Origin of the sequence: Methanosarcina hadiensis (genome assembly GCF_046529725.1) — an archaeon.
Lineage (GTDB): Archaea > Halobacteriota > Methanosarcinia > Methanosarcinales > Methanosarcinaceae > Methanosarcina > Methanosarcina hadiensis.
On record NZ_CP136241.1, the window covers coordinates 1,291,323 to 1,317,251 of the forward strand.

At 40.0% G+C, this 25,929-nt stretch carries 21 protein-coding genes; 14 read left to right on the forward strand and 7 right to left on the reverse strand.

All coding sequences use genetic code 11. From position 1 onward, the window contains the following. Nucleotides 1–120 precede the first annotated feature (120 nt). Nucleotides 121–1,233 (reverse strand): phosphoserine transaminase, encoded by a 1,113-nt coding sequence (locus RSJ42_RS05590; RefSeq protein ID WP_410509685.1) that lies wholly within the window; start codon nucleotides 1,231–1,233, stop codon nucleotides 121–123. 456 nt (nucleotides 1,234–1,689) lie between these two features. Here RSJ42_RS05590 and RSJ42_RS05595 point away from each other — a divergent pair, with 456 nt between their 5' ends. Together RSJ42_RS05595 and RSJ42_RS05600 are read left to right on the forward strand one after the other, a co-directional pair. After that, nucleotides 1,690–2,151, forward strand: a complete 462-nt coding sequence (locus RSJ42_RS05595) for a GNAT family N-acetyltransferase (RefSeq protein ID WP_410509686.1) — start codon at nucleotides 1,690–1,692, stop codon at nucleotides 2,149–2,151. A 488-nt stretch (nucleotides 2,152–2,639) separates the two neighbouring features. Continuing rightward, entirely contained in the window at nucleotides 2,640–2,876 is a 237-nt protein-coding gene (locus RSJ42_RS05600) for a hypothetical protein (RefSeq protein ID WP_410509687.1), read from the forward strand. Between the two features lie 690 nt (nucleotides 2,877–3,566). On the opposite strand, the gene RSJ42_RS05605 is transcribed toward RSJ42_RS05600, so the two are convergent. Further along, nucleotides 3,567–4,442, reverse strand: a complete 876-nt coding sequence (locus RSJ42_RS05605) for a CBS domain-containing protein (protein WP_410509688.1) — start codon at nucleotides 4,440–4,442, stop codon at nucleotides 3,567–3,569. 459 nt (nucleotides 4,443–4,901) lie between these two features. Between RSJ42_RS05605 and RSJ42_RS05610 the strand changes: the two genes are divergently transcribed. The 6 genes from RSJ42_RS05610 to RSJ42_RS05635 all read left to right on the forward strand — a co-directional run bounded on the left by RSJ42_RS05610 (nucleotide 4,902) and on the right by RSJ42_RS05635 (nucleotide 11,146). Continuing rightward, nucleotides 4,902–5,258, forward strand: coding sequence for a DUF488 family protein (locus tag RSJ42_RS05610; protein ID WP_410509689.1), 357 nt, complete (start codon nucleotides 4,902–4,904; stop codon nucleotides 5,256–5,258). 235 nt (nucleotides 5,259–5,493) lie between these two features. Continuing rightward, nucleotides 5,494–5,643, forward strand: a complete 150-nt coding sequence (locus RSJ42_RS05615) for a hypothetical protein (RefSeq protein ID WP_410509690.1) — start codon at nucleotides 5,494–5,496, stop codon at nucleotides 5,641–5,643. A 690-nt stretch (nucleotides 5,644–6,333) separates the two neighbouring features. Then, nucleotides 6,334–6,732 (forward strand): transcriptional regulator protein, encoded by a 399-nt coding sequence (locus RSJ42_RS05620; RefSeq protein ID WP_410509691.1) that lies wholly within the window; start codon nucleotides 6,334–6,336, stop codon nucleotides 6,730–6,732. A 591-nt stretch (nucleotides 6,733–7,323) separates the two neighbouring features. After that, nucleotides 7,324–8,091 (forward strand): hypothetical protein, encoded by a 768-nt coding sequence (locus RSJ42_RS05625; protein WP_410509692.1) that lies wholly within the window; start codon nucleotides 7,324–7,326, stop codon nucleotides 8,089–8,091. Nucleotides 8,092–8,509: 418 nt separating this feature from the next. Next, entirely contained in the window at nucleotides 8,510–9,634 is a 1,125-nt protein-coding gene (locus RSJ42_RS05630) for a DUF21 domain-containing protein (RefSeq protein WP_410509693.1), read from the forward strand. Between the two features lie 180 nt (nucleotides 9,635–9,814). Then, nucleotides 9,815–11,146, forward strand: a complete 1,332-nt coding sequence (locus RSJ42_RS05635; RefSeq protein ID WP_410509694.1) for a hemolysin family protein — start codon at nucleotides 9,815–9,817, stop codon at nucleotides 11,144–11,146. A gap of 27 nt (nucleotides 11,147–11,173) precedes the next feature. Here RSJ42_RS05635 and RSJ42_RS05640 read toward each other — a convergent pair whose 3' ends face one another. From RSJ42_RS05640 to RSJ42_RS05650, 3 genes are all read right to left on the reverse strand, one after another. Then, entirely contained in the window at nucleotides 11,174–12,850 is a 1,677-nt protein-coding gene (locus RSJ42_RS05640; protein ID WP_410509695.1) for a nitroreductase family protein, read from the reverse strand. 74 nt (nucleotides 12,851–12,924) lie between these two features. Then, nucleotides 12,925–13,467, reverse strand: coding sequence for a DJ-1/PfpI family protein (locus tag RSJ42_RS05645; RefSeq protein WP_410509696.1), 543 nt, complete (start codon nucleotides 13,465–13,467; stop codon nucleotides 12,925–12,927). A gap of 204 nt (nucleotides 13,468–13,671) precedes the next feature. Next, entirely contained in the window at nucleotides 13,672–15,033 is a 1,362-nt protein-coding gene (locus RSJ42_RS05650; protein WP_410509697.1) for a TIGR00297 family protein, read from the reverse strand. Between the two features lie 523 nt (nucleotides 15,034–15,556). Here RSJ42_RS05650 and RSJ42_RS05655 point away from each other — a divergent pair. Then, the gene (locus RSJ42_RS05655) at nucleotides 15,557–17,005 is read left to right on the forward strand and encodes a dihydrolipoyl dehydrogenase (RefSeq protein WP_410509698.1); all 1,449 of its coding nucleotides are present in this window, start codon (nucleotides 15,557–15,559) and stop codon (nucleotides 17,003–17,005) included. A 914-nt stretch (nucleotides 17,006–17,919) separates the two neighbouring features. Continuing rightward, entirely contained in the window at nucleotides 17,920–18,060 is a 141-nt protein-coding gene (locus RSJ42_RS05660) for a hypothetical protein (RefSeq protein ID WP_410509699.1), read from the forward strand. A gap of 96 nt (nucleotides 18,061–18,156) precedes the next feature. Here the strand turns inward: RSJ42_RS05660 and RSJ42_RS05665 are convergent, their stop codons facing one another. After that, nucleotides 18,157–19,836, reverse strand: a complete 1,680-nt coding sequence (locus RSJ42_RS05665) for a PKD domain-containing protein (protein ID WP_410509700.1) — start codon at nucleotides 19,834–19,836, stop codon at nucleotides 18,157–18,159. A gap of 684 nt (nucleotides 19,837–20,520) precedes the next feature. Further along, entirely contained in the window at nucleotides 20,521–21,369 is an 849-nt protein-coding gene (locus RSJ42_RS05670; protein ID WP_410509701.1) for a class I SAM-dependent methyltransferase, read from the reverse strand. A gap of 377 nt (nucleotides 21,370–21,746) precedes the next feature. Between RSJ42_RS05670 and RSJ42_RS05675 the strand changes: the two genes are divergently transcribed. The 4 genes from RSJ42_RS05675 to RSJ42_RS05690 all read left to right on the forward strand — a co-directional run bounded on the left by RSJ42_RS05675 (nucleotide 21,747) and on the right by RSJ42_RS05690 (nucleotide 25,887). Next, complete coding sequence (locus RSJ42_RS05675; protein WP_410509702.1) at nucleotides 21,747–22,514, forward strand: alpha/beta fold hydrolase; 768 nt, start codon at nucleotides 21,747–21,749, stop codon at nucleotides 22,512–22,514. Between the two features lie 147 nt (nucleotides 22,515–22,661). Continuing rightward, nucleotides 22,662–23,069 (forward strand): inorganic diphosphatase, encoded by a 408-nt coding sequence (locus RSJ42_RS05680; RefSeq protein WP_410509703.1) that lies wholly within the window; start codon nucleotides 22,662–22,664, stop codon nucleotides 23,067–23,069. A gap of 214 nt (nucleotides 23,070–23,283) precedes the next feature. Continuing rightward, nucleotides 23,284–24,423, forward strand: coding sequence for a TIGR04083 family peptide-modifying radical SAM enzyme (locus RSJ42_RS05685; protein ID WP_410509704.1), 1,140 nt, complete (start codon nucleotides 23,284–23,286; stop codon nucleotides 24,421–24,423). A gap of 273 nt (nucleotides 24,424–24,696) precedes the next feature. Continuing rightward, nucleotides 24,697–25,887 carry a metallophosphoesterase gene (locus RSJ42_RS05690; RefSeq protein WP_410509705.1) on the forward strand — a complete coding sequence of 397 codons (1,191 nt, stop codon included), beginning with the start codon at nucleotides 24,697–24,699 and terminating at the stop codon, nucleotides 25,885–25,887. The last annotated feature ends 42 nt before the right edge of the window (nucleotides 25,888–25,929 follow it).

Here is a 25,929-nt window from a genome sequence, read left to right on the forward strand (position 1 = left end):
ATCTCTATAACCTTTCTTTGCTGATCGCAAAAAGATTATATTATTTAATTATTATATTATTTAATTATTATATTATTTAATTATTATATTATTTAATTATTATATTATTTAATTATTATATTATTTAACCGAATTGTAAGCCCATTCGATCCATTCGCAGAGGCATTGTAAATCCTCTTTTTCTATGGTAGCACCGCACCAGATACGCAGACCCGAAGGAGCATCCCTGTAAGAACCGATGTCGTAAGCAACTTTCTCTTCTTCGAGTAATTTAATCAGTGCTTTAAGCTTTTCGTCGGGTAAATCAACTTTAAAGCAGACACTGGTGCTGGACCTTATTTCTTTTGTTTCCGCTAAGAAATGAATCCAGTTGTTTTTAGCAACAAATGCCTCAAAGACTGCCAGGTTTTCATTTGTCCGCTGGATAAGTTGTTTAAGCCCTCCTACAGACTCTGTCCATTTTAATGCTGCCAGCCAATCTTCATTAGCAAGCATGGATGGGGTGTTAATAGTGGAGCCTTCAAAAATCTCCTTATTCAGTTTACCGCCTTTTGTCAGCCGGAAAATTTTGGGCAATGGCCAGGCAGGAGTATAGCTTTCCAAGCGCTGAACAGCCCGCGGAGATAAAATCAGCATTCCGTGTCCACCTTCCCCACCCAAAACCTTCTGCCATGAGAAGGTAATGACATCCAGTTTATGGTAGGGTATATCCATAGCAAATATAGCAGAGGTGGCATCGCAAAGCGTGAGACCTTCGCGGTTATCAGGAATCCAGTCGCCGCCGGGTACTTTGACTCCGCTGGTAGTCCCATTCCAGACAAAGACGACATCATTCTTGAAATCGACTTTCTTTAAATCCGGTAATTTCCCGTACTCTGCCTCAAAAACTCGGGTATCTTTTAATTTTAACTGTTTAGTGATGTCGGTTGCCCATTCTTTACTGAAAGATTCCCAAACCAGAACATCAACCCTGCGGCACCCCAGCATGGACCACAAGCACATTTCAAAAGCGCCTGTATCGGAAGCCGGTACAATACCTACGAGATAATCATCAGGAAGTCCAAGCACATCTCTTGTTCTTTTAATTGCTTCAGCTAATTTTCCCTTGCCGGGTTTGCTCCGGTGTGACCGGCCAAAAGGCGTATCTTTCAGCTCTTCAATAGAATAACCTGGATGTTTGGCACAGGGCCCTGAAGAAAAACAGGGATTTTTAGGAACTTGTGTTGGTTTCATTTTATCTTTTCCTTTTTTTGGTACTGTTATGTCTTTGGGGGATAAGAAATTTTCCAGCTACAGGCGAACATGCAATTATAGCTGTCCTCCGAAGGATTAAAAGTATCCTTTATTTATCTTTTCGTTCTGCTTTTGCACGACAAAACCGATGTTCGTAACTACCAAGAAAGTGCCTGTATTTCTTATACTTTTTTGCTTTTGATGGAGTAATCGGTCATATATTGCATATTCCTGTATAATATAGAATAACCGAGTTCAAAAAAGCATATTATGGGAGTCATTAGAAAAATTAGGTAGTTAATGCAAAATCAATAACTAAAAAGAGAGTTTATTTTGCTCAATTAAGAACCGTCATAAGTCGTGCCAAACAATAGCCCTTAGATTTAATATATTTCCTAATGTATTTCCTACAAAAAATGAGAATTAAGGTTACTAATTTGATTTGGTGGTATTTCTATGAAGATCGGATTTGCGCAAAATAAAGATATCGATAGCTGGATTAAATTACTGGAGCTCGTAAAAGACAATTTTCCGGGTCTTGATATGGAAGAGTATAAAAAAGGGCTGTCAACAAGGATGCTAGAACAGGGTGCTCTGGTAGCGAAAGAAAATGATGTGTTGATTGGAGCCCTGCTGTTTTCAAGAGAATCAAAGGAGCTCGAGTTTCTCGCGGTACACCCTCAGTACCGCAGGCTGGGCGCGGCTACTGCCTTAATCCGGTATATGTTTGCCCTTTTTCCTGAAGGTAGCTGTTTTACCGTTATAACCTACCGGGAGGATGATCCAAAAGGCAAAGCAGCACGGGAATTTTACAGAAGAATAGGTTTTGTGCCTGGCGAGCTTATCACGGTTTTTGATTATCCGTGCAAGAAATTTATATACACCAGTGAACAGGCAAACTGTGTTGAAAAATGTTGAATATAATATGATCCTGCGCGCCTGAGAAATCTTGTTTAAAAATAGCTATAATTTGCTTCAAAATTTTTCACGCCAAATTATTTTTTGCTTGAAAACAATTTTTGATATAATTTATTTAATATAATTTGTGCAATTACTATGTGCTGGAGTTGGGGAACAGCTGGGGTATCATCTACCACATAAAGAATCTCCTGGAGGTTGCTGATCCGTTCTTCGAATTATTTGCTTGGGGGAGCATAACATTCGAAGAGACTGTATTGGGGGATACAGTAGATACAGTGCCTCTGGGCTTCTTCTTACATTGCTTTTTATTCTTCTTTCTTTGAGTTTGTTTTAAAGCTCCATTTATGCCTTTACCAGGTTTTATAAACATATTTTGGGATCGCAGCGCTAAAAAGCCCGAGATTTTTAGGTCCAGGTAGTTCACACGGTTAAACTGTTAAATAATTGTTAATCTTTAAAATGACTCTATGGGGGTTAAAAACTCAATGAATAATGAAATGAAAGAATTGGAAAATAACTTAGAAAATAATTTGGACAGAGCGATAGAATTTCTTGAAAACAGGAAAATAGAATCATTAAATAAATTAACTACTGAGGTTGAAAGAAAGGATTTATCAAAAGAGTTCGAAAAGGGAATACAAGTACTCAAAGACAGGAAGAAAAAACTAATGAATATTCAGAAACTCACAGAAAAGAAAGAAGTGGAGAAGCTGACAAAGTAATAAAGGTACTCAAAGACAGGAAAAAAATAAGTAGATATTCGAAAAGTGATAGAACAGAATAAAAGTGGGGATGCAGAAAAGCGAAATGGGAAGAAATTATATAAAGAGTATATTTAATCAAATCGTCATTATTTCAGCTTAATACGAAATTATCAAAAACAGAAGAATCTCCTGGAGGTCGCTGATTCTTCTTCGAATCAATGTTTATGGGGAGCATAATATTCGAAGATACTGTATTGGGGGATACATAGACGCAGCACCCTCCGGGCTTCTTCTTACATTACTTATTCTATAGATCTTATCAATTTAATAATGGAAATTCAAGAGGTTTTACTCACGAAACGCCTAGAATTTTGTCCAAGATGTAATGCCAAATTGAAAGTAAGCAAAGACGGTAAAACACGTTATTGTACTAATTGTAGATACTGGACAAAAGTGGGACTTATAAAAAGGAGAGACAGTATCTTCTTTGATTGAGTTCGTGAATTATTAATGGATTAGCGTATTGAGTTTGATGTTGCTGATTTAAGGCTTTTCTCGATTCTCAAAAATAGATATCCTCATGAAAGCGGCTTGGTATTGAGATTGGAAATTAAAATATAAAATCAGGAACTTATTTTGTACGTTAAAATAAGTCATGTAGAACATACAGAACAAATAATATAGAGAATTGAGCCCATTATCTTGGTCTTAATAAATTGTAAGTTCGTTCAGGACTTCGGTTTTTGACAGAGTTCCCTTGGGTACCCCGTTGATTGTTACAATAAGCCTTTCTATACTATATTTGCGGAAGAGTTTTACTACGTCATAGAGTTGCATATCCCCATCAACGGTAATAAGTTCCTTTGTCATGATATCTTTTACTTTTACGCTTGGTTTTCCTTGAGCAATGGCGTTGGCAATATCTGTGTAGGTAACTATCCCTACTATTTTTCCTTTGTTATCAACAGGAGCTCCGTGAACATTGTTTCTTAAAAAAAGTCTCGTTGCTTCCTGAATACTGGCATTCAGATCTACAAGCAAAGGAGGATACTTCATATAGTGTTTAACGTGTTTTTTAGGGAGAGATATCATTTCGGTAATATTGAAGAGAATAGAATTACTGGTATCATCCCTTCCCGTAACTTCTCCTCGGATTGTCAGTCGATTCACAGGAGTCGGGCCTATCTGAATTTTGTCGTCCATTAAAAAGTCCTTTGTGCTTCCGAGTACGCGGATGACTCCATTGCAGGCTTCAGAATTGCTTACTGTCGTGAAGCTTATTTCTGCAGCTGTAGCACCATTAACTGCAAGATCATTTATATAAATCGGAACCGCTGATTCATTGTCAAATTGCTGGATGCGCAAAGTATCATACGCAGTTCCTGTAGGTTTGTATCCTCCTCTTGGTCCGGGGATACCTTCTACTAAACCCAGAGCCTTTAACAACTGCATCTGATTACGAACAGTTCCGGGATTACGCTGGATAACCTCAGCGATTTCTTCCCCTTTAATTGATCTGTCTTTTTGCCTGTGCAGGTTAATTAACGCAATAGTGATATTTTTTTGAATTGAAGTGAGTTCCATACTTCCCCCATCATTTTTTATATATTTTTATTAGCTTTATCAGGATGGTGTATAATGCACAATAACGATAAATGTATGCATAAATGTACTCATCTGGATTCAATTAAGACAATAAATACTAAAAACGGTATTCTGTATGCAAGATCTAAGAATTATGTCTGAAATACGCTACAGGCAGTATTCAAACTTATGCATAAAATCGTTAACTGATGAAACATAAATACCACTATTATTAAATGCTTTTCTAATAACAAATGGATGTATTACCAGAATAATACATTTAAGTATTCAAAAAATTAATATAGTGTTGGATAAAAGAATGAAATAAGATTGTTGAAAGTAAAAAATTGGAAAATAAAAAGATGAAGACAGCAAAATAAACGGCAGAGATGAAAGTTCAATTACCTGAAAAATATGGTATTACGAACGAAGGATTTAACAGATATACTGGAGGTTAAAATGTTACTGGAAACTGATTTTGCACATTTGAAAGATATTCTCTGCAAAAATCCAGAGGCACAATTCTATATTGTAATGCAACATCATCCTAAATACATTTGCTTTAATCAGATTCAGGAATGTAGTAACTTATCTCCACCCGACGAATTGCTCCGCCAGTATAAGCTGGGTAGTGTAACGTGGGATGGGTTCAAAAAGAAATATTTCAATCAACTAAAAAATCCAATCTGCCAGGAGCTGATAAAAATTATTGCACAAGAAAGCAAGTTACATGATGTATACCTTGTATCAGACTGTGATTCAGAAGATTATTGTTATCGTATCCTTTTAAAAGATGCAATTGATAATTTAAAGTGAAGCGGGTTAAGACTGAAAAAATATTCATATTACTTGTTTTAATTGCGTTGTAGAGCTGTCCGGGATATATTTGATCTTAGTCCAGGAGCTATAGCCCTGACATTTGTACCTGGTTACTGTAAGAAAAGCGCAAAACAGAAAGCGAAAATGAAGGAACTTATAAATGTTCTGCTAAATGACAGGAACAACTTAATAAGCTGCCAGAACGAGTTAGAGAGGTAGAATCGGAGAGACGATGATAAAAAGAAAGAGAGATAAGAGCAATTTGGTAAATGATGGAATAAAATTAATGGTTCAGTGCAAATATGGAGGACTCTGTATTAAGCACCCCAGGACTATGGCAGACGTAATTTGTTCAGGATGCGAAAGAGAAATAATAAGGTAAAAATACGTTTTTCAGAGCTGAATAAAACCGGCTATCTCTTTTGTAGGGGCAGAACAAAAAGATAGTAAACTAACTTGGTAGTAAGCTAACTTTGATAGTAAGCTAACTTTGGTAGTAAGCTAACTTTATTTGATATTCTTCTAATCTTCCAAGGCTCCTTTACTTATTTGCTTTTTAGGCCTAATCTCATATAACTCTTTAAATGTTGTTACGTAAATCAAAGTAGACTCGATTAGAATTCTGCTTTTTCCATATCTGGCATAACATAAGAGTGTACTCTGTACCGGTGTAGAAACCAGCGCAGTTTCTCTTCATTTCAAGTATATTTAGATGCTGGTAATACATCTTAATACATCTTATCAGACAGTTTATGTTTGTATGTCCAGCGGATATTCAAAAGGACAAATATAATCTGGAAGAACCCTTATAGTTACAAATAGGCCTGTACTGAATCGAAATATTCTTTTAATTGGATTCTTTGCACTGCTAGTCCCTGTCCTTTATTAAACTATTTAAATAAATAACATTAAACCAAAAAATCAGCATTTTTTAAACTTCAAGCTTCAAAAATAGATTAAATGCATATATTTTGAAAATGTTTATAAGGTACCATTGATTTTAATAAGTAATTATAAAACGCTTTTTAAGTTGACATACTATCCATAAAACTAGAAATATCAAGGGGTTATTATGAAAGACTCTGAAGTAAAAATGCTGGACGAAGATGACTACATTTTTATTAAAGCATTAAGCAATCTCGGGATGTCAAGAAATACCGCTACAACCATGACATACCTTATGAATGTAGAAGAGGCTTCATCCCGTGAAATTGAAATAAGTACTGGATTAAGGCAGCCCGAAGTAAGCATTGTAATGAGGTTAATGTGCAATAAGTTCTGGGTTAGTATGCGCTCGGAAAAAAAGTCCGGAAAAGGGCGACCTATGAAGATCTATTCTCTTACAGCTCCGGTTGACGAGATCATAAGTTATTACGAAGACAGGGTTTACAAAGAATCTCAGGCAACAGTCTTAGCAATCAAGAAGCTTAAAGTGATGAGTAAACAGATGTCTCTTACTTCCTCAAAGTAAAGGGTTTTAAACGGGATTAGCTCCATAATGGATGACAATCTTTTTTTGAACTCACTATTATGGTTAGCTTTGAATAATGGTTAGCTTTGAATACGGATAGCCTGATTATGCGTATTCTCATTTAACTTTCTATCTGCTCGCCTTAATTGCAAGCCTGCTCTCTGACAGGAAAAGCTTTCAAAACGGATATCCATAAAGATCCGATGCTGTAGTTTGAGTTTATCCTGACAATTCTTGACATGTATATAAATGAGCTATTACGGCCAGAGGAATCTGAAAAAGAGTAATATGAAAAATAAGACCTTGGATAAAGGTCTCTGGTCTTCATAGTTACATAACCATTTCTAATTGGGTTTTTGGTCAACAAGCGAGCTTTTTTAAGAAGGCTGACGAGAATATTATAGCAACAGCTTTTTCCTGACAAAAATTTTAATTAAAAATTGGATTTTTGATTAAGAATTAGATTATAGTTCCCAGTGTTGTACCATAACATCATCACAAAATTATAAGATTATAAGTTTTGAGTAACGATGTTATATTATCTCTACTATTAGATTTTAGAGCTGAGTCAATAATTAAGGGTGAAAATAAATGGAACAGTTTTTAATGACCCCGGCTGCAGGTAAAAGATTAATAGCAAAAGCTCTGGCAAAACATCCAGCAGTAAATGAAGCTCTTGCAAGTGGAACCATTGTTATAATTGCTGGAACTACAAATGGTTACGTAGCTGAAGAAATATTGTCTATCACAGGTCAAGCAGAAAATTTTTCGAGAAAGAGGTTCTTCAGGGGTATTGTACTGCCTCCTGGAGATCCTGTAACCAGTTCCGGCCGTATTAAAGATGAAACTGGTTTTCCAGGGGATGTAGTAATTAAAAAAGGTGTCTGGAAGCAGGGAGAAACCATTTTTAACGTTGTGGATGATTTGAAGGAAGGAGACGTGATTTTAAAAGGAGTTAATGCATTGAACCTTCCAAAAGGACAGGCAGGCATTTACATTGGAGATCCACATGGCGGAACTATTGCCGCATCGATTCAGGCAGTTGTAGGCCGGCGTGTCAGGTTAATACTTCCTGCAGGACTTGAGAAACGCGTTTACGACGATTTAAACGATTTAGCACTGAAATTAAATGCTCCAGGTTCGCATGGTCCCCGTTTATTACCCGTAGCCGGTGAAATTGTCACTGAAATCGAAGCAATTTCACTTCTTACTGGTGCAGGTGCAAAACAGGTTGCAGGTGGCGGAGTAAATGGAGCTGAGGGCGCTATCTGGCTTGCAATAGATGGAAACGATGAACAGATTAAATCTACAAAGGAATTGTTAAATTCTATTGTTAAAGAGCCTAATTTTGAGTTATAACTGAAACAAACTTACTGGTTATCATTTAAGAGAGCAATATCACCCTTAGCCCAAAGAGTAAGCAAAAACCAAAAAGTAAAGCAAAAACCAAAAAGTAAAGCAAAAAATAGATCTTTTTTAATTCACAGAAGCTAATTATATGCTTATAGTTTGTTTCAACATTTATTAAACTTAAGAACAAGGTAAAAACTTCTCCCGTTAAGAAAGAATAAACCTTAAAGAATTAAAAACAATCAAATCCCATCAATAGCCTGTACGAATAATGAAACAGAAAACAAAAACATCAACTTACGAAAAGTTAAAGCATTAGATTACGCCTAAATTTATGAGATTAAGTTTATAAGAGATAAACTGATTAAGGATTCGATAGTTTTATACTGATATTTTATACTGATATTATAGAGGTCATAGACTCGCAATGAATGAAATTTTTACATGGATGCTAATTGGGCTTTGCCTCACGCAGTCTGCCATTTTTTCAGGAATGACTATAGGTGTTTTCGGGCTTGGTAGGCTGAAGCTTGAAATTGAGGCGGAAGCAAATAATAAAAACGCTATAAAAATTTTGCAGATCAGACGAGATTCCAATTTCCTGCTTACGACTTTGCTCTGGGGAAATGTGGGTGTAAACGTCCTAATTGCCCTGCTTACGGACTCCGTGATGGCTGGAGCCTCAGCATTTCTCTTCTCGACCTTTGGTATTACCTGCTTCGGAGAGATCGTGCCTCAGGCTTATTTTTCGAGGAATGCGCTTGTGCTCGGGGCAAAGCTGACGCCTCTTGTCCGCTTTTACCAGATGCTTCTCTATCCGGTGGCAAAACCGACAGCGCTTGTTCTTGACTGGTGGCTTGGCAGGGAAAAACTCGAGCTCTTCAGGGAACAATCAATGAGAATTATGCTCGAAAAACATATCGAGTCAGGAAAAACCGATATAGGCACTTTTGAAGGGATAGGAGCCCTGAACTTCCTTTCCATAGATGATGTCAGCATTTCTGACGAAGGCTCCATAATAGATTCAAGAAGCATCATCTCCCTGCCTGTAGAGAATAACCGGCCTTTATTTCCACCGTTTAAAAGGGAACCCTCCGACCCCTTTCTTCAGAAGATTGAAGCTTCCGGGAAAAAATGGGTGGTCATTACCAACCCTGCGGACGAGCCTGTAATGGTGCTTGATGCAGACGGCTTTCTAAGAGATGCGGTTTATAAAAAAGGTCCTTTCATTCCGCTCTCTTACTGCCATTTCCCTGTAGTGGTAAAATCACCTCAAACCAGGCTTGAGAAAGTGATCCGACAGTTCAAGGTATATCCGCAGTATCCGGAAGATGATGTAATTGACCAGGACCTGATCCTTTACTGGGGCGAAGAAAAGCGCATAATCACAGGCTCGGACATTCTGGGCCGCCTGCTCCGCGGAATCGTAGTGGAATGCGAAATTGGATCCGGGTGCGAGATACCTCTCCCCCCATCACAGCCCGGATTTGTAAGAAGGCCGGCTCTGAGAAGAAGAAAGAAAAAGGAATCAGAAGAGCTGAACAAAAAGTAACGAATAAAGAAAAAAATAACTGATATATAAAAAAATAACTGATATATAAAAAAATAACGAAAAGGCAATTTTTTGCCTTCACTTTTTAAACAGCAGGCAGTTCATACAGTCTTCAGAATTAATTTAATAGAACCTGTCCTGTAATTAACTTTAAATTATAATCCGTCTAATATTTGAAAAATGCCTTATTTATTTGATATTATCATAATTCTTGTCCTTATTGCACTCAATGGAATATTTTCCATGTCGGAGTTTGCCCTGGTTTCAGCCAAGAAAACCCGCCTCAGACAGAGGGCGGAAGGGGGAGATGCAAGGGCAGCCACCGCGCTTAAGCTCGCAAATGAGCCCACTCCGTTTCTCTCTACAATCCAGATAGGAATTACCCTTGTGGGAATCTTTGCCGGCGCGTTCGGAGGAGCCACCATAGCAGGTGAACTCGAGATTTATATCCAACAGTTTCCTGTTCTTGCTCAATACAGTCGCACTCTCAGCATTACTCTCGTAGTACTCATAATCACTTATCTTACCTTAGTTTTCGGAGAAATTGTTCCAAAACGGCTTGCACTTAATAACGCGGAAGCTATTGCTTCTCATGTTGCAAAACCTATGTTATTCCTATCTCTTTTGGCAAAACCACTTGTATTTATCCTGAGCTACTCAACCGAAACGGTTCTGCGGCTAATGAGAGTCCGGAAAATAACCGGGCCACCGGTCACAGAAGAAGAAATCAAGATTATGCTTGAGGAAGGAACCGAAGCCGGAGTATTTGAAAAAGCTGAGTTGAGTATGATAGAAGGCGTTTTTGACATAGGAGACCGCAGGGTTGAATCGCTGATGACGCACCGCACTGACATTATCGCACTCGACCTGGACGATCCTGTTGACGAAAACATTCGGAAGATGATTGAAAGCGGCAGATCCAATTTTCCGGCATACGAACGGGACCTGGATAATGTTGTCGGTATGGTATCCGTAAAAAATATCCTGGCAAAGCTTGTAGAAAGTGGCACCGTTGATATCAGAGCCTCGATTACCAGACCTCTTTTTGCGCCTGAAGCTATTTCGGTCCTGAAACTCCTTGAGTCTTTTAAGGAAACAGGCGTACATATTGCCCTGGTCACAGATGAGTATGGAAGCATCCAGGGAATAGTTACCCTTCACGACATCCTTGAAGCTATAGTAGGAGATGTCCGTTCAATTGGGGAACCAGCAGAAGCCCAGATTACCGTTCTGGAAAATGGATCCTGGCTTATTGACGGGGATATGCCTGTAGAAAAATTAAAGGATGTATTATCAGTTGATTATTTTCCAGGGGAGGAACAGGGATATTACCGGACCATTGCCGGGCTGGTCATGTTTATTTTGCAGCGTATTCCTAAAACAGGAGACCATTTTGAACTCATGGGACTGAAGTATGAAGTGGTTGATATGGACGGCAATAGAATAGACAAAGTAATGGTCTCCCGGTTACTAGAGAAACATTCAGAAGTATCCAAGAAACCCTCAGAATAAGTATCAGATTTCTATAAAAAAGCAAAATTATTCCCTGTATGCAGGAAATGTCACAACACCAATTTCCTGAAGTGGCGAGCCAACTGCAAAATGGTAGAGGTCCTGGTACTCAAGCCCTTCAAGCCCCAGGATTTCATGCAGGGGGTCGTCAAAAAAACATCCTATTCCGCAGCCCCTGAAACCGCGGGCTTCTGCTTCAAGGTAAAGGATCTGTCCCAGGGCTCCGCATTCCCAGAAAAGGTACGGGTACATCCATGAGCCAAATGTTTTCAGCGGCTCTTCAAATTCGGAAAGCATGCAGGCAGTGAAACAGGCATCTGCTGCTTTTCTCTGAGAACAGGAAAGCTGGGCTGCGAAATCGTAAAGTGCCTCTTCTACAAGCATGTAAAGTTCAAGATCATAAGGGCAGTTTTCAGGCTTTTCCCACAGGAAATCCGGTTTGAATCTGGCTTTAAACTCCTCTTTTTCTCCGGGCTTTCTCAGGAAGATATAAAGGCCTTCACGAAGCCCTTTTACCCTGTTTACAAAAATAAGAAGGTGTGCAAAGGGCCCAAAAGCAAGCGTACCGGAAATGAGGTTTTTATTCGGGAGGGTTCTGCGCAGCATACCGTAGAAGTCTTCTTCGTCCATATAAGCGCTATTATTCATCTCAATAGCACTTCTCCGCCTGTGGATTACACTTCGCAGAGATACAGCCTCCGGGCCCGGATGAGCCCTGTGGCTGGTAATTTCCCCGGATAAAGCTGAGACTCGCTTTTCGAGCTTTGTTTCCGGCTTTTTATCACTTATATGGCCAGTTTCTCCTTTTCTGGCAGCTGAAGAAGCTGTTTCAATGCCAGCCCATTCCACATGTTCAGGGCTCAGGCGGTTAGGGACACCATTCCAGGAAAGTTTTTCAAAATCTGCAACTGCAGGTAAAGGGACCTTTCCGGGCAGGGATTCTTTTCCCGAAGGATAGACCGCAAGCAGACAGGCAGGCTCTTCTCTTTCAGGCCCCTGCCTTCCGGAAATGCCCAGAACTCTTGCAATGTCTTCGGAAGCCATATCCGAAAGCAGGCATGTCTTCCAGCCAAGCCCTGCCGCAGCAAAGGTTAAAGCAGCAATAGCATGCCCGAGATCATGGTTTGCATACCTGAAAGCCCGGACGCCGTATTTCCAGGCAACCCGCCAGTAAATTGAAGCAAAACCTATGAAGAATGTGCCTTCCGGAAACCCGTAACTCAGTTTTTCCCAGGTTTCCCTGGAAAATTCCGTTCTTACTTCAAGTGCGTGCTGCAGGGGAGCATAATGGCAGACAGAAGGTTTTTCCAGGAGCTTCGGAACAGGACCTGAAATAAGGTAGACCTCTGTTGGGTGAAGGTTCCCGCTTGAAGGATTGATGCGGAGAGCCCATTGCGCACTTCCTGTTCTCTTCCATACCGAAAGAGCAAAGCTGTCAAAAAGAAGCTGAGAAACACTGGTCCGGTTCAGTCCAGAAGGTCCAATTTTTTCCGGACGAAAAGCCTGCTCATATGTGGGGAAAAGTCCGGATTTTATGTCTTCCTCACTCCAGGTATCCAGCTTTAAAACCTGAGCTCCCCTGTAATTAAGAAAAGGATCCGGCCGGATTTCCATTTCAAGGAACCTGGGGCCTGGAGCATAAGCTCTAAAACCATGCTTGCTGGTCTGATGGTAAGACATTACGGCTTCAAGTTCTGCGTTCATAACAGGACACCTGCTTTTATGCTTGCTTTTGTTTTATTTGATTTCCGTATTGAAATCTCAGCTTTAAAGGTGTATTATGCTTTTTTGAGGGCTTTAAGGACAGCTTTTCCGAAAGCCTGAGCACTTTTTGGGTCCCGCCCTGTTATTATCCTGCCCGAAACTACAACGTCCCTGTCCTGGTAAACAGCCCCATGCTTCTTAAGCTCGTCCACGGTATCAGGGCTATTAAAAACAGTGCTTTCATTACCTTTTAGGACGCCGGCTCGTGCCAGGACAACAGGAGAGATGCAGATCGCAGAAACTACCTTTTTCTTTGAATCGGCTTCCTTTACAAGGTCACGCAGGCGCCTATTGTCCCAGAGGTATTTTCTTGCGCCCCCTCCTCCGGAGATGACAATTGCATCATAATCGTCAATTTCGGCCTCGGAAATGCTGATATCGGGCTTGATCGTCCCCCCAAGAGCCCCTTTTGCGAGATTTGCAGACTCGGCTGCAACCGTAACCTTTGCCCCTGCAGTTTCAAATATCTGTTTTGGAACAAAACACTCTTCGTCCCTGAACTGCTCCTGAGCAATGACAAGTAAGATCTTTTTTCCTTCGTATTCGTGTTCTGTCATCTGACCACCTTCCTGAAAACCCCAAACGTTGATTATTTTCTCCATTAAAGGATTCATTGATTAAGACACCGCAAATAACCCTGCACAGGTAAGAATATATTCCTGGAGATATAAAGGGATGCCTTTCAAAAGTAAAAAATTGCAGGAAAATTAAAATTAAAAAAATAGAAACTAAAAAACCAATTGCCATATAAGTATCCTTGTTTAAAATCCTGATACCAGAAGATATATCCCTGCCGAAACACCTGCTCCCGCAAAAGTTGCAGCAAAGTTTACCCCGCTGTTTGAAAGCAGACCTCTTTTCTGAAGAGTTGCCCCCAGCAGGCTGTCTATATTCGTTCCGAAGAAGCCTCCTGCGGTGGTAATGAGAACTGAAAGCAAAAAGTCGCTTGAAATGCCGAGAGCATAACCGAGCACTCCTATGATCGCAGAACCAAAGATCGCAGCAAGTTCGCCAAGCGAAGAAACTGCTCCGTCGGCTCCGGGCTCTGAAAGCTTGAGGGTTGTTATCATTCTGGGTTTTCCTTTTGCAGTGGTCCCAATTTCACTTGCAAGGGTATCACCCGTAGCAGTTGCAACCGTGCCCATGTAAGCAAAGATTATTGGGGTACTATATTCCGGAAAGACGCCGTATGCCACTGCCAGGGCAAGGGCTGCCGTACTGTTAGAGAATACGTTTTCGTAACTCCGGATTCCGTCTTTAGCCTGTGCGATCCCTATGGATTCTTTATACGCATACTTGTACCTGGTAAACCCGCCTCCCAGAATGAAGAAAGTGAGCAGAAGCAAAAACCAGGGAAGGCCGCTGAAAACGATAATCAGGACTCCGAGCAGGGAAGCACTGAGAAGGGCTGAAACATCGGCAATTTTCGCCCTGTAGGCCATAGCTCCGAGGAAAAGGGAGAAGATAAGGGCTACAAGCATTTTCTCGGGAGGCACCCAGTACCTGAATTCCTCGAAAATCCACATCGTCATCCCTGCTCCCAGGGGCACAGGGATATTACGGTCTATCTTCGAGGGAATGGATTCAAAAAGAGAACCCGTAACCGCTCCGATAACAGCTATGAAAAAGATAAAGTTATACGGAATAGGGAGTTTCTGCCAGTAGACAATCCAGCTCGCTGCAAGAAAAGCTGCAATAATCCTCAGCGCAAGAAAAATAGAGCTCCACATTATTGAGAACCTTCTCTGCCTTCTCCTGCTCTTTTCGGACTCAAAATCAGCCGTGAAACCTCTTTCGGAAAAAAAAGTAATGTGGTTTCCTACTGCTGCGACCGCAAAGGCTGCAAGAACTATATAAAAAGGGAATGTGTAGGGAAGACCCTTGGAAATTGCGGAAACAAACAGCATCAGTGAAAGGGAAAAAGAAAGACTGACCGCATCCCTGCTGCAGGAAAGTTGCCTTCCGGAAAATCTCAGCACCAGGAAAACTCCGAGAGAAAGAACTAAAAGGAGATCCACCCCCGCAAAAGGAGCTATTAGAATAAGCAGGAGATATAATACATGCATCACAGGAATTCCGTGATAGGAATACCCGTTTTCGAGGAGGGGGGTAGCTCTGTTCATCCTAACATCTTTTGTTTTTTATTCTTTCTGGAAAGTTAGATAGAATAGATTTTTCTTTATAAATAGATAGTTGTTTTCCCAGCGGATTATTGTTTAAAGATTGAACAATATTAAAAAATGTTTATATTTTTTATTACTTGCGCCTGGTGGGATTTTCACTCGGTTCTGAAGGACTCAAAGGTAGAATAACTTTTTGAATCTGATATAAAGCGTTTTCAAGAAATATCTGAATGCGTTTCCGGAGTAAACATCCAAAATCTAATAAGTTACCTGAGTATGTTTCCAAATATTAATGAGTTTCCGGAGTAAGCTTCCAAAGTCTTTTTCTTAAACCATGAATAAATGTAATTAGCAAAACAGACAGATAACTATTGCAGTTAACGAATCCATAAAATTGCAGTTAACGAATCCATAAAATTGCAGTTAACAAATCCTTAAAATTGTAGTCGACAAATCCTTAAAATTGTAGTTGGCAAGTCCATAAAGGTTGAGGTTAATATAGTTCTTGCTTGAGGGGAGAAGAATGAAAAATTACGATCTGGTTGTAATAGGCACGGGTTCAGGAATGAATTATGTGAACTCCATTATTGATTCGAACCCGGAAATGAAGATAGCTGTTATAGATAAAGACGAACCCGGAGGGATCTGCCTTACGCGGGGTTGCATCCCTTCAAAGCTCCTGCTTTACCCTGCGGAGCTTGTCAGGGAACTGGAAACTGCACCGCTTTTCGGAATAAAACTCGAAATAAAAGATGTCGAGTTCCGAACTATCATGGAGAGAATGCGCAGGAAAATAAGCGAGGATATTGAGATGATAAGACAGGGGCTCAAAGAAAACGAGTACCTTGACTACTATTCCGAACCTGCCGAATTTATCTCTCCGTACACTCTGAAAGTCGGGGAAGAAACCCTCTACTCAAAAATGATCTTCCTCTGCACGGGATCAAAGCCTTCAGTCCCTCCTGTTAGGGGCCTTGAAGAGACCGGCTACCTTACAAGCGATACCGTGCTTGAACTCAATGAATGCCCCAAAAGCCTTGCCATTCTCGGAGGAAGCTACATAGGAGCCGAATACGGGCATTTCTTTTCAGCAATGGGAGCTGAAGTCACGGTAATAGGAAGGAACCCGCATTTTCTCCCTCAGGAAGAACCCGAAATTTCCGAACTTGCAAGGATAAAAATGTCCGAATACATGAGTATCCTTACAAACCACGAAGCCATTGAAGTCAAAAAAGAAGACAGCGGGCAAAAAACAGTTATTGCAAAAGACAGGGATTCAGGAGAGGAAACCAGGATTATTGTTGACGAGATTCTTGTAGCAACAGGCAGAGCCCCAAACACTGATATCCTCCACCCTGAAAGGGCAGGAATTAAAACGGACATTCAAGGCTGGATTTTAGTTGACGAGTATCTTGAGACCTCACAGCCAAACATCTGGGCTTTCGGGGACGCAAACGGAAAATACCTTCTCAAGCATGTCGGAAACTACGAATCCGGAGTAGTTTACCTGAACGCAATAATGCAGGAAAAAGTAAAGGTAGATTACCATGCCGTACCCCACGCAGTTTTCTCCTATCCAGAAATTGCAGGGGTAGGAATGTCAGAAAAAGAAGCCATAGAAGAGTTCGGAGAAAAAAGAGTAATCATAGGCTTCAAGCTCTTTGAGGATACCGCAAAAGGAGACGCCATGGAAGCAAGGGATTATTTTGTTAAGGTAATTCTGGACGGACTGGAAGACAAAATCCTGGGCGCTCATATTATAGGACCTCATGCCTCGATCCTGATCCACCAGATTATTCCTCTCATGTATACGGCATCAGGAAGCGCAAAACCGATGATAAAAATGATGGATATCCACCCGTCCCTCAGTGAAGTGGTCAAGCGAGCCTTCTACTCAAGGTTGTCTTCCGAACATTATCACCATGTTATGAAACATCTCGGGCTTGAGAATGGAGATTTGGTTAAAGGCTGAGTTTTAAAACTGTCGATTAGCTGAACCCTATCAATGATCCGAACCCGACGTGACATCTATTTAGCTCTCTCCACATCGCTCAAGAGGACTAATTTAGAGGTCAATTAATTAATCTACAAATGGGTCAAGCTCAAGAGAATTGATTAAAATCTGGCCAGAACAACAGTATTAGAGGTCAATTAATTGATCTACAAACAGGTCAAGCTCAAGAGAATTGATTAAAATCTGACCAGAACAACAATATTCAGCTATACCGAACCGTTCTTGTCACGCTCGGCGCATGAGAGCGGCCTTTCCCATAAAGAAAACGAAAGAAAAAAGTACTCAAGTAAAAACACATGAAGAAATCTCAAATTTGCCAACAAAGCAGAACCAAACTTTCTTCATTTTGCTTTTCGATTCTCTTTTTCTCAGTCAATTTTTTTCTTTTAGGCAGAGCCGCCAGACAGGCTGACGGAAGTTTCAGATATGTTTTGAAATTTAAAACCCTTTTAGAATAGGATATTTATTCTGACCAGAACAACAATATTCAGCTATACCGAACCGTTCCTGTCACACTCGACGTAGGAGAGCGGCCTTTCCCATAAAGAAAACAAAAAGAAAAGCACTCAAGTAAAAACCACATGAAGAAATCTCAAATTTGCCAACAAAGCAGAACCCAACTTTCTTCATTTTGCTCTTCGATTCTCTTTTTCTCAGTCAATTTTTTTTCTTTTAGGCAGAGCCGCCAGACAGGCTGACGGAAGTTTCAGATATATTTTAAAATCTAAAACCTTCTTAGAATAGGATATTTTATTCTGACCAGTGCAACCTTATTCAGCTATACCGAACCGTTCCTGTAACGCTCGATGAAAGAAGGGGGTCTGTCCTGCAAATAAAAAGGGAAGGGAAAAAACTGAAAGAAATGTTGAAATATGATAGTTGGGGAGGGGGTAAAGGCTGGAATAAAGGGGAATTCGAGCGAGAATGGCAAATACGCTATGTTGATTGATAAAAATTTGTCTTTTCTTGTTGGAAATGAATTAAAAATAGAAATGGGTATTACCCAATTGTAGAATTCAAAATGGTTTTTGAGACATATTTTCTTGCTGCTTTTTAATTTGAGATAGGAGTTTCTTAAACTCTATTTTAATATTTTTTCATATTACTTATTAAGAAACCGTTATATAATTGTTTCTTGTAACTGTAGCACTTCCATTATCATTAGTTACAGTTAGACTCACCGTATAAACGCCTGGGTTTCTAAAGGTATGCAGCGCTGTTACTGCATGTTTAGAGTTCCAGTCACTTGAAGTTGATGGCTCAAACACCCAGAAGTAGCTTGATGGATTACCTGTAGTCGAACTTGTAAACAAAACCTTAAGCGGAGCTGTACCAGACGTCACATTAGCATAGAAAGATGCTGACAAGTTGTCAAGATCTGCAATATCCATACTGGAGGATGAGAGTGAATCCGTAGGACTCCCAGACAGTTTGTAAACGTAAATATCCCCGCCTAATTTCTCTGTGCCATTATTATACAAATCATCGTATCCCCATATTACAATGTTGTCATATATATCTGGAGTAGTGCTTGTGTTATTCCCAGCCTTGAATATCATAGTGCTCTTAGCTGTAGAAATATCATATACGTATACCCCTGCCTTTCCAAAACAGTCATCGGTTACTTTCGCGTACACAACCGAGTTTCCAAATACTTCATTATGGAAACCTGTATCGCACCCGCAATCTGGATTGTTTGGATCACCACTATAACCACTATCGTTTGTAATCGCTGTCTCTTTTCCGGTAGCAATGTCATATAAGATGATAAAACCCAATCTAGTGTAGAAGTCAGAGCAAATGACATTGTTTCCATAAATGTGCGGATTATCTGGATAGCCACCTGAGATTGCTTTTATGTCTGTCTGGGTCGTAATATCGTATATGTGGATTTCAGGGCTGTCTTGACCGTAATACATGTATGCGACCCTGTCACCATATATATCAGGATTGCATCCATTCGGTATCTTTGTTTGCTCAGAAGTAGAAATGTCGTAAAGATATACGTTTGAGTTGTATGTGCCGTCAAAATAATTTGCACTCCAAACAATCTTGTCGCCGTAAATCGCAGGCTTGCTACTATCATCAACATTCTGCGTTATGTAAGATGTTGCACCTGTTGATTTATCATATATAGAAAGCCTAAATAACCCACCGATATCATCGAGCCATACTATTCTATTACCATAGATTGCAGGATATAATCCGGTCAGACTTATTTGATTATCTAACGATATGTTTAAATCATACAGATGTATCCCATTATTTGACCATACTACGTTTTTGCCATAGATTGCTGGATCCTTTCCTTCCCCTATTTTTATTGCTGTATTAGCTACAGGGATAGTATCGTTCCCGACGGCTGTTACATCTGTGGACGGAACCGTAATGAATCCGGAATTTGTTCTGATTTCTACCTTATCTATTTTAAACCCATAAGCAGTTCCTTTTCCATTTGTTTGAAGTCTTACTTTTATAGTGTCTCCAGTAAACCATTCTGTCCAGAGATCCTTTCCATTATCTGCCCAATTGTATTCTACCAGTTCATTTCCATTTTTATCATTAAGGGATAGATAATCATTAGCTCTATTAAGATACAGTTCGGTGAAATGTAACCTCATCTGGGTTGCACCAGGTTGGGTTATAGCAGGCCATATGTAATCAAAATTATTAGCGTAAGAATGGTCCGATTCTACTAAAATATTAGTTGAAGCTGTTGTAATCGTAACAAAACCTGTTAGTAAACACATTTCTGCTACTACCAAAATTATCATTTTGATTGTTTTCAACGTCTAACCACCCCTTTCTCCACTACATTATTTCTCTTCACCAAGCTGTAATGCAGCACTTTTTTCCCTTAGTTTCTTGCTCTTTTCCCCGAATCTGTTATATACTCTTGAATTCCCTGAGTTATATACTCTTGAATTCCCTGAGTTTAGCGGATTGATATCTAAAATTACTGCTCTAGGATCCTGTTCTCGCTCCACACACAGTTCTTAATTTAGTTTGAGTACAGTAATATAGGCCAAAAAGATCTTTAAGGCTCTAGAGGCAGAAATAATAAACAGCTTTCTGTATGGGAATCCATAAAGTAACATTCACTATGCATTATAAGAGAGTAGCAAGTAAAATCTAACATCTAATAGCTGAGGATGACAAAATGATTGGCAGCATTAGGAAGTGAAGAAATAATGATTTTTATTTTTATTATCTATAATATTCTTCTCTATATAAATTGTTATTCTGAATAATAAATAATTAGATGTATCTATTATTATACAATTTAGTTTAAATATATTAATCGTTCGAATAAATCTTCCTTGATTAGTCTTTTATTCTCTGCTTACTCATGCCGAAAGGCTTGTCTTTCTAAACCGCCCTAAGACAGTTTTAAAAATGATTCAATTTATTAAGAAAAACTCTTTCTAGGAATAGAATATTTATCTGATTGTCAAGCAGCTGTGTTTATCCTTTCATTTTTTAACCAAATCAAAAACCCACCTGCTAACCCCTGGAGCAACATTTCCGGTTCGCCTGTAAAACTCGACTTCAAGCCCCATTTTTTTGTAATCTTCAATTAGTTCAGGGATCTGATTCTCGGTTTTAAAAGTGTAAAAATGGATGTGTCCGCCTTTTTTTATAAGATCTGAGACCTTTCCGAGAAAATGGTCCATTCCGTAAGGGGTCGGTACAATCGCCCTGTCAAAGCCGTTTTCCGGAACATTAAACCCTTTATCTTCTAAAGAACCCGGAACGCTGAGAATGAGATCGGCATCTCCATGGATAACGGTCACCTGTCCTTCAAGCTTGTTCAGCCTGATGTTTTCTTTCAGGCAGGCACAGGCGTCAGGGTTTATTTCGATTGCATAAATTGTTGTCCTTTTTCCAGCGGAAGGGAGCACAAAGGGTCCCACGCCTGCAAAAGGAATCAAAATAGACTCTCCCGGCAGAACTTTTGAAGCAACACGCGCCCTTTCCCAGTAGAGCCTGGGGTTGAAAAAAACCTTTCTTACATCCATTTTGTACGTATAGCCGTTTTCCCTGTGAAAAGTTTCTGCGGATTCTCCGGAAAGAAGTTCGAAGTGAGCTACTCTGCGCTCTCCTTCAAGTTTGCTGACCTTATTGAGCACAGCCCGTGTATTGCCTCTCATAGAAAGGATTTTTGAGACAATAGCATCTCTATAAGCTTCGAGATCAGCAGGAATCGAGATTATTGCAATATCTCCTATATAGTCAAAGCGTTTTGGAACCAGGGAAAGCAGGGGTTCTTCGACTATTCCTTTCATCGAATCTCGAAGGGTTATTCTATTTCGGTAACTCATCTCAATAGACCTCTATCTGGAAAGATTGCGGGCTTTGTCCTTTAGCCTCTTTGTCAGATCGCTTAATATTTCAGGCATCTCACTTTTCATACACTTATTATATTTTACTTTCACCCCCTGCTTTCAGTTCTTAATTTCTATTAAAGGATTTACGAAACTTCAGGAAACTTCAGAAAAGAGCTTGCAGCCTCAGAAAATGATTAAATTCACCCTGACAAATATACAGTATAATACAGTATATTATAAAGCTAATTTATTTACAGTATAGTATAAAGCTAATTTATTTACAGTATAATATAAAGCTAATTTATTTACAGTATAGTATAAAGCTAATTTATTGAAGCAAGCTAATTTTTTTTGAAGCAGGGGATGGCGAGGTGAAGGTCAAGGCATATAATATAGAATTATATTATGAAGAGCGCGGAGAAGGCGACCCTATAATTTTTGTCCATGGCTGGATGGAAGACTATTCAATGTGGAGCTCTCAGATAGACTACTTTTCGAGAGAGCACAGAGCAATTGCATACGATCAACGAGGGCACGGCAGGTCAGATAAACCGCAGAAGAACTACTCCATACAGACTCTATCAGACGACCTTTATTCTTTTGCACAGAACCTGAACATTGAAAGGTTCACACTTGTCGGCCATTCAATGGGAGGCATGACTGCAATGGTTTTTGCTCTTGACCACCCTGAAAAGGTCTCCAAACTGGTGCTGATCGGAACAGACGCGAAGTCCACTTTCTCACTGCGCATAATGTTATGGGTTCTGATGCATGTTCTTCCCTACAATACCTTTGCAGAAGGTTCCGATAAAAAGTACTATAGGCCCACGGAGCAAATGAAGAGAGAAGCAGCAGAGAGGGCTTTAAGGACTCCCAGGTATGCAGCCTATGAATGTTTTAAAGAGTTCTGCACGAAATATGATATACGGGACAGGGTCTCTAACATAAAAACACCGACACTGATAATTGCTGGTGATAAAGACAATCTAACGCCTGTAAAATTGAACCGGTATCTGAACAGGCAAATAGAGGGCTCAAGAATGGTAATAATACCGGACAGCAAACATATGCCTATGATAGAGAAAGCTGACAGTGTAAATGCGATAATGGATGAATTTATTAACAGGGTTAAAAAATGAACATACGAGTAAATGAATGGAAATCAGGGAGAGAATGAATACAACGAATAAAAGAATGGAAAATAAGGTTTAGAATTTGAAAGTGAAAGGGAAACAGGCTGGGAAAAATAAAAATGGATATCCTCCGATTACATACAGGAAATTTCCATGAAAATAGTTATAGAAACCCCAAAATACAGTTTTTGGAAATACCAGAAAACGGACAAAGGGTACGAAAGAACTTTCTTTTCTCCTCTGCCTACAATTTTTAATTACGGCTTCATAGAAGGCACAACGGGCCCGGACGGCATGGAAGAAGATGTGGCTGTGCTGGGACCCCGCCTCTCCAGAGGGAGCACGCTTGAAAGAGAAAACTTTGATGGATTGGTAAAATTTCTTGATAACTCTGTCCGGGACGATAAGAGACTGGTATATCTAAGCGGTTTTCGCTCTCCAGTTCTGCTGGCTTATTATTTCAGGCTTTATGCTCTTTTCAAAATATTTCTCTATGCCTGTCGTGAAAGAAAACTCACAAAATGCCGATTTGAAGGAATTGTATTCGATAGACCAGACTGATGAAGAATAAACGTAGTGAACTATCAATTAAAGAAACTAGATAGAGAATTAAACAGAAAAATAAACAGGGAAGTTCGAAATACATGACTAAGAATTATAGAAAGAAAGCGCTTAACAGCTAACGAATAGATAACGAAAAGTTGACGAATAGAAAAGATAACTTTTAGAAAACTACTAATAATTTAAAGAAGCTTAAAAAAAGGGTGCTTTAAATATGCCTTTTCATGTGATGCTGATCCCTACCCTTGGTTGTCCCGCTAACTGCAACTACTGCTGGAGTTCGGAAGAAAAATCCCCTATCATGAGCATTGACACTATTAAAGAAGTGGTTGAATGGCTCAAAATCTTCAGGCAGGATCCTGTTACCTTTACTTTCCATGGCGGAGAGCCGCTTCTTGCAGGGGAGAAATTCTACAGGGAAGCTTTGCCGCTACTGGTTGAGGGTCTAAGTCCCAGAAATATTGCTTTTGCCATACAGACAAACCTCTGGAAACTTACCCCTGAAATAGCCGAGATTTTTGCCAGGTACAATGTTCCCATAGGTTCCAGCCTTGACGGCCCTCAGGAACTGAATGACCTGCAGAGAGGAAAGGGCTACTATGAAAAGACTATGAGAGGATATGAAATTGCAAAAGACCACGGGCTTACTGTAAGGTTCATCACCACCTTTACTTCCCATTCCGTAAAATTCAGGGAGGATATTTTCAATTTTTACCTTGAGAAAGGCTTGACTCTAAAACTGCACCCCTGCCTGCCTTCTTTAAAAGGTGATAACCCCGAGAAATGGGCACTTGACCCCAAAGAATACGGAGAGCTTTTAATTTACCTTCTGGACAGGTATCTGGAAAATATGGGCAAGATTGAGGTCATGAACATCGACCACCTGTGCAAATGCGTGTTCACAGGCAGGGGTACTGTATGCACCTATGTGGACTGCATGGGAGACACTTTTGCAGTCGGTCCTGACGGAGGCATATATCCCTGCTACCGCTTCGTAGGCATGCCGGAATACGTTATGGGAAACGTTTACGACCGCCCTACAATGGCAGACCTCGCACAATCCGATGCCTGGAGGCTTATGCACAAATATAAGGAATTTGTGGATACCGCATGCAGCAAATGCTCCCACATCAAATACTGCAGGGGAGGGTGCCCTTACAACGCTCTGGTGCCCACGGAAGGGGAGATAAAAGCTGTTGACCCGCATTGCATTGCCTATAAAATGATATTCGATGAAATAACTAACCGGGTAAACCAGGAAATGTTCGGGTCAGGAGGCATGGACATGTTTATGCCCCAGACAATGAGGCCCTCAAAGCCAGGAATAATGTCTCTTATGCTTAAGAGGATTTAAAAGAAAGAAATATAAAAGTTAGAGTATAAAAAAAGTGCTAAAAACTTCAATAAAATTTTAATTATCGAGAACTGTATTAAAATTTTAATTACCGATGCCTCTATTCAGGCATCAGTTTAATTATAAAATATTGAATTAATATTGAATTAATGAATGTTTGAATTAGATTTATACTTGAATTGGATGAATGAATTCCTGAATTAAATGAAAATTGAATTAGAAAAAAATATTTGCCGGAAAAATTAAATAGAGCAGAAAATAAGACCGTATACGATGACAGGCAAAAGAAGGAATAACGGAAAAATAGGTTTACTTTTTCCCGCTATTTTTACTATTTTTGTCTCAATCTATGTTGCCGGCAATTATTATGTGGGCCTGCGCTTTTTTCAATCAATACAGAGCCTTATAGAACCTTATTCTCTGTTCTACTGGAGCAGTTATGCGTTTCTCGCAGTATCGCTTTTTGCAGCCAGGTTAGGGAAGAGGTTTTATCCCGGATACGTTGATGATCTCTTCGCTGTAACAGGAAACTACTGGCTTGGTGCTGTTTATTATTCGCTCCTGATATGGGCTGGTATTGACTTTCTACACTTCTTAACCGGTCTTATCTTCCCCGAAATCCGGATAATTAAGTATCCTTCATTTTACTGGGGACTTGCAGTTTTATTTCTGGTCTTTCTGCTTTTGCTGTACGGAACCTGGAATGCTCGTCATCCGCGCATCGTACATTACGATATCACAATCAAAAAAACAGTGCCTGATTTGCCAGAACTTCATGCTGTTATGGTATCCGACATACACCTCGGTCTGGTTGTTGATAATGATCGCCTCAAAGAGATGGTTAGAAGGATTAACGAACTTGATCCGGATATCGTATTTCTTGCCGGAGATACCATAGATGAGGATGTGCGGTTATTTGCCAGCAATAAAATGCCGGATATATTAAGCAAGTTGAAATCCAGATACGGAGTGTATGCGGTTCTCGGGAACCATGAATACATTGGAGGTAACAGTGAGCTGGCAGTGGAGTGCCTGCAACAGGCTGGCATTAACGTACTGGTTGACAGGTGCATAAAAGTAAATAATCAGTTTTATGTAGCTGGTCGAGATGACCGGATTGCAGGTAGAATGAATGGGAAGCAGCGGCTGGAGCTGTCCAGGCTTATTGACGGCATAGACCACACTCTTCCGATCATTCTGTTAGACCACCAGCCTATTAACCTGGAAGAAGGAAAGCTCAATGGAATTGATTTACAGTTATCCGGACATACGCACGGTGGACAGTTTTTCCCTAACACTTTAATTTCCAGGCGTGTGTTTGAAAGAAGCTGGGGATATTTGAGAAAGGGGGAATACCAGGTAATTGTTTCCTCTGGTTTCGGCACATGGGGTCCTCCAATACGAATTGGCAGCAATTCCGAAATCACAGATATAACTATCTCTTTTGTGGGATCAGACGCATAGCCGAATCTTCAGGATATTTACAGGATATTTTAAGTTTACCAT